This is a genomic window from Persicitalea sp. (assembly GCF_041751555.1).
GTDB lineage: Bacteria > Bacteroidota > Bacteroidia > Cytophagales > Spirosomataceae > Persicitalea.
This window is the reverse complement of sequence record NZ_JBGSXF010000325.1, coordinates 1-4455: the sequence shown is the minus strand read 5'-3', so window position 1 is coordinate 4455 and position 4455 is coordinate 1. Positions and strand designations below refer to the sequence as shown.

6 protein-coding genes are annotated in these 4455 nt (G+C 52.1%); 4 read left to right on the top strand and 2 right to left on the bottom strand.

The window, feature by feature from the left end; genetic code table 11:
- From ACEW8P_RS11690 to ACEW8P_RS11680, 3 genes are all read left to right on the top strand, one after another.
- On the top strand, positions 1–190 hold a 190-nt coding region (locus ACEW8P_RS11690; RefSeq protein WP_373513260.1), incomplete at its 5' end, for a helix-turn-helix domain-containing protein.
- A 189-nt stretch (positions 191–379) separates the two neighbouring features.
- Positions 380–592 (top strand): helix-turn-helix domain-containing protein, encoded by a 213-nt coding sequence (locus ACEW8P_RS11685; protein WP_373513259.1) that lies wholly within the window; start codon positions 380–382, stop codon positions 590–592.
- Positions 592–1458 carry an IS630 family transposase gene (locus tag ACEW8P_RS11680; RefSeq protein ID WP_373513261.1) on the top strand — a complete coding sequence of 289 codons (867 nt, stop codon included), beginning with the start codon at positions 592–594 and terminating at the stop codon, positions 1456–1458. Before ACEW8P_RS11685 ends, ACEW8P_RS11680 begins: the two co-directional genes overlap by 1 nt.
- A gap of 672 nt (positions 1459–2130) precedes the next feature.
- Here ACEW8P_RS11680 and ACEW8P_RS11675 read toward each other — a convergent pair.
- Positions 2131–2529 (bottom strand): MerC domain-containing protein, encoded by a 399-nt coding sequence (locus ACEW8P_RS11675; RefSeq protein WP_373513258.1) that lies wholly within the window; start codon positions 2527–2529, stop codon positions 2131–2133.
- Between the two features lie 150 nt (positions 2530–2679).
- Between ACEW8P_RS11675 and ACEW8P_RS11670 the strand changes: the two genes are divergently transcribed.
- Entirely contained in the window at positions 2680–3105 is a 426-nt protein-coding gene (locus ACEW8P_RS11670) for a Fur family transcriptional regulator (protein ID WP_373513257.1), read from the top strand.
- Positions 3106–3188: 83 nt separating this feature from the next.
- On the opposite strand, the gene ACEW8P_RS11665 is transcribed toward ACEW8P_RS11670, so the two are convergent.
- Positions 3189–4455 (bottom strand): TonB-dependent receptor domain-containing protein (locus tag ACEW8P_RS11665; RefSeq protein ID WP_373513256.1); only part of this gene is annotated, 1267 nt, incomplete at its 5' end.

Sequence of the window (4455 nt, the reverse complement as noted above, 5' to 3'; positions counted from 1 at the left end):
GGGTCTGAGTCCCGAACTCCTCAGGAAGGCCCCGGCCGCACAAACGCTTTATGAGGCCAAAAACATTTCCGTTGATGAGATCGCCCGCCAGCTCGGCATTTCCAAAGGATCGCTCTACAAGCTGCTGCGGCACCAGGGCCTGCAGATCGGCACCACCCAAACCTCGGTTTTCTCAAAAAAGCCCTCGTGAGCTTGGTCACTCGACAATGAAGGTGAAACCCTCAGGGAACAGCAACAACCGCCCGGCACTTTTTGGTGACGGCTTCTGTATTGCCCTTAATTAGCATTATTCGACCTTTGTAATATTTTGAAAGTATAGACTTTGTGATAACTTATTAGAATACTTAACTTGATTAGGTACAAACCAAAAACTAGACAAATGCGTGTAGATGATGCTGATTTACTCACTGAGGTACTAAGCGAAACGCCCAGCTACAGTGCGGATCTGAAAGCTTTGGTCTTACGGATGGTGCACCAGCAGCAAGGCGATGTCGAAACCGTAGCCACCCAAACGGGCCTACCCACTTCGACACTCTATGGTTGGTTGGCTGAGTGGAACCTGGCCCAACGAACCGCTAAAAAAAAACGCTAATCAGCAGGCGAGGTCAAGGGGGCGGCCCGGCTCCGTCGGTCGATGCTCATAGTTGGGAGACCTGGCGGCAGCAGTTACGCAACCAGTCAGTCCAGCACTGGACTAGCGGCCAACTGGCCGATTCATTCGAGCAACTTACTGGTGTGCGCTACAGTCACAGCCACTGGTGCCGGTTGCTTCGCCACCAAGAAGGGATGTACTATTACAAGCCCCGGCCTCGGGACTATCGGCGAGCTGACGATGCCCAGGAGCAGTTGCGTTCCCGCATCGAGGCTACCTTTGATGCCTTACAGGCCATGGGTTACGATCCGCAGCAGGTCAAGTGGGGTTTTGCCGACGAGGTGGCGGCTCAACTCCACAGCAACAACGCCCGATTTTGGGCCTTTGAGCCTCACCTGAGCCGGGTAGTCAACACCGACCGGGGTAGCCAAAGCTTCTTTGGTTTTTATGGCATCAACGCCCAGAGTCATCTAGTCGATTTGGCAGATGGCAAACGTCCCGCCATTCAACAGGCCTTGCTTAGTGTAAAGGCACAGCAAACCGATTGTTCTGCTCTGGTGGTCTTCTGGGATAACGCCCGCACCCATAAGGGGTTGGAGACCTGGGGATGGGAGCGCCGCATCTTTTTCGTGCCTCTACCCACCTACAGTCCCGACTTGAACCCAATTGAGAAGGTCTGGAAAGCGGTGAAGCGGTGGCTCAACCAAACGCAGTTTGTCAAAGAACTAGGGGATCTATGCCGTCTGTTCGAGGCTGGTTTTGCTCAGGTCAAAGATCAACTAACTTTTATGAATAGTTGGTGGGAAACATTCCAGTCACAGCTTTCATGGTATCGTCCAATTTTTGATTCTGAAATGTCTCATTAAAGTCTATAGCTATACTCAATTCTCAGCCCCGTGTTTGAAGATATTGTCCAGGTCGAACGAGTGAAAATCGCCCTTTTCCGAAAAGTCGTACTCCCCGGCATGGGCCGCCCGGCAGCATACTGATGTGTTCCTACTAACGACTAAAATGTTACGATATACGAAATTTGGCTATGTTAAGGTCTCAAAAGATGAGCGATACCTAGATTTGCAGTTTGACGCGATGAACGCCGGTCCTCCTGGCAGGATTTTCCACGAAAAGGTTTCCGGTTCGGCCAGGCACCGATTCGAAAAACCGACATTATATGCATAGGCCCGAGACAGTCAGAAAGATGGTTAGCGAATCTACGATTCTCGATGGAACATTCGCTTCGGCGACCCGATCGTACGAATGTGGGCAGCCCCCGAGAGTCCGGAGAGCATAAAAAAGTCTGGGGTAAAACAATATAATTTTAGCGCTGGATGAGAAGCAAATCCCAGGATATGGAAGTGAGTAGACAGCGTGTCAAAACGCAAGGAACTCTCCAATTTCAAGTCCCATATTAGAAAAATGTGTATAGGATCACTTCAGCCCGGACGTATCAACTGAACTTTATTCTGTATCCAGAAGTGATCGGAAAGTCCAAGTAGGGTTAGAAAAAACAGAATCAAATTGTCTGTTAAGAAGACTAAATTTCATTTTCCTTCTCCAAGCCAAATGCGGCAGTACGCCAGATTGTAAAGGTGTCCCACAATGAGCAAACCGGAACCCACATAGCCTAAAATTCTAAATCCGGCGATATCGTGCCCTAGAAGCAGAGAGACAGAAAATAGTGCGAATGAAATCCACAGAAATAGCCGCAGGGCTGGGGAGTGATGATCGCGTGTGGCGAAAAAGACGGCGAGCCCGTTAATCAAAATAAACAGAAAGTCCAGTCCGGTACTCGCCGCATGGTGGTCGACCGAAAGCGAAGAACCTAACGCCAGTGCAGGGGTTATCAGACAATGTACCAGGCAAAGCACGGAACCGGTTACCCCGACATAATCGGCTTTACCGTGCGTGTGAGGGGTGGATGAAGGTGGATTGAATTTCATAGTAGTCGCAACGAGTTGCACAAATCTAAGGGGAAACTTTGTAGGTTGCAACTCCGTTGCATGGTAATTGGTTCAAACCAAATACCGCACTTTAGCGGTGGAGGTATTATCTTTGACCCCTTCACCCCAGCTATTGGCCCCAGAAGTACTATGGATAAATTCGTTAGCGACACGTTGAAAAACCACAATCTCCGAACGACCTCATGTAGGGAGAATGTGTTGGATACCTTTCGTATCCGGGAAACAGCCCTGTCACAGGGTGATTTAGAAGGCGCGCTGAAAAATAAAAAGTTCGACCGGGTTACGATTTATCGCACGTTAAAAACCTTTCTGGAAAAGGGAATCATACACAAAGTGTTGGATGACGAGGGAATTCGCTACGCCCTATGTAAGGAACGCTGTACGGAAGCTAGTCATAATCACGAGCATGTCCACTTCAAATGCACGGACTGCGGCCAAACCAATTGTTTGGACAACTTGCATATACCCGCCTTTTCGCTGCCGCCCGGCTACCGGGCACAGGAAACCAGCCTGTTGATCCAGGGGCTCTGCGCCGATTGCACTCAGCAGAAATAAGGGGCCAGACGGCGCTGGACCTGCAGGAAAGGCGACAGCTTCGGCTATCATCCACTTGGGTCGAGTAATCAACTACCAGGCCTTTAGAATAGATACCGCGCCCGAACGGATACATTTCGGCCCATGTCATCGGCGTAGTAGCGGAAGCGATTGAGGTAGTCGCGGTAGGCAGTATCAAGGGCATTTTCGACGGTGGCGGTCAGTTCCAGTGAGTTCTTTTTCCCTATCGGTAGCGTCCCGCTCGCTTGGAGGCTCCAGAGCGAGTAGCCTGCGGGCGGCGGCGCGAAGTCGCTGTTGGGCGGCACGCGCCGCTGCTGCCCTACCCATCGGTTGCTTATCGACAGGGACAATTTGCTCCATACACCCGCTTCCTCCCAGGCTGCTTTCAGTTGATTTTCCCAGCGATTAGATGGAATCGACACGAGGTAGGCATCGTTTCTGACATCGGTTACGCGCAAATAGGTTAACTTGCTGGTGGCACTCAGGTGTTGGATGAGGTTGATGGTGGCCGTAGCGTCGAGGCCGCGAAAAGTGGCATCGGTTTGGGTGTATTTAAAGTAAGGAAAAGCACCGCGCACGGTCAAAATGGGCTCGGGCTGAGGTTTCAAGTAAATAAAATCACGAATGTAATTGTAGTACCCGCCCACTTCCAGCGTCAGCCGTTCGCCCTCGTAGCGCACACTGCCGATGGTGTTGATGGCCTTTTCCGGCAGCAGGCTAGCGTCCCCCTTCTCAAATGCCGCCGCGCCGTGGTGGACCCCGTCGCTAAACAGCTCGCTCACGTTTGGAGCCCGCCAGGCCGACCCGACATTGGCCTGTACCGACCAGCGCTCATTCATTTGGCGACCTGCCCCCAGCGTTCCTGACGCATTCTGGAAATCAAAGACATCGATGGTCTTCTGTCGGCCCACAAAGCGGTAGGTTGTCAGTTGGCGGTAATCGTAGCGAAGCCCCGCTTCCAGTTCCCAGCCATTGTGAGCCAGCCGTTCGATGGCAAAAAGCCCTACGTTCCACTGGTCGAAATTGGGAATGAGCGGCCGCCCGTCCATGAGGTTGAATTGATACAGCGTACTCATGCCCACTTGCCCGGCAAACTTCCCCGCCAGCGGCTTATGATCCCAAATAACGTCGTTGGTCAGCGTGGTGAGCCGAAACGAAAGCTCGGGGCGGTTGAGCGCGGCCAGCGAATCGTTGCGCGGGGCGTGCAAGTCGTACTCCTGCCGCTTGTCGTATTGCATGGCCGACACCCATGTCAGGCGGTTGCCGTCGGGAAACTGGTAGTGCACCTCGCCTTTCAGCAAGTTGTGTTTCACCAATTGGTAGGGCCGACCGATGTGGTAAGAGAAATCA

What these genes read in the sequence shown, in the direction of transcription:
- ACEW8P_RS11675 (WP_373513258.1), bottom strand. Translation starts at nt 2,529, where the DNA reads ATGAAATTCAATCCACCTTCATCCACCCCTCACACGCACGGTAAAGCC.
- ACEW8P_RS11685 (WP_373513259.1), top strand. Translation starts at nt 380, where the DNA reads ATGCGTGTAGATGATGCTGATTTACTCACTGAGGTACTAAGCGAAACG.
- ACEW8P_RS11670 (WP_373513257.1), top strand. Translation starts at nt 2,680, where the DNA reads ATGGATAAATTCGTTAGCGACACGTTGAAAAACCACAATCTCCGAACG.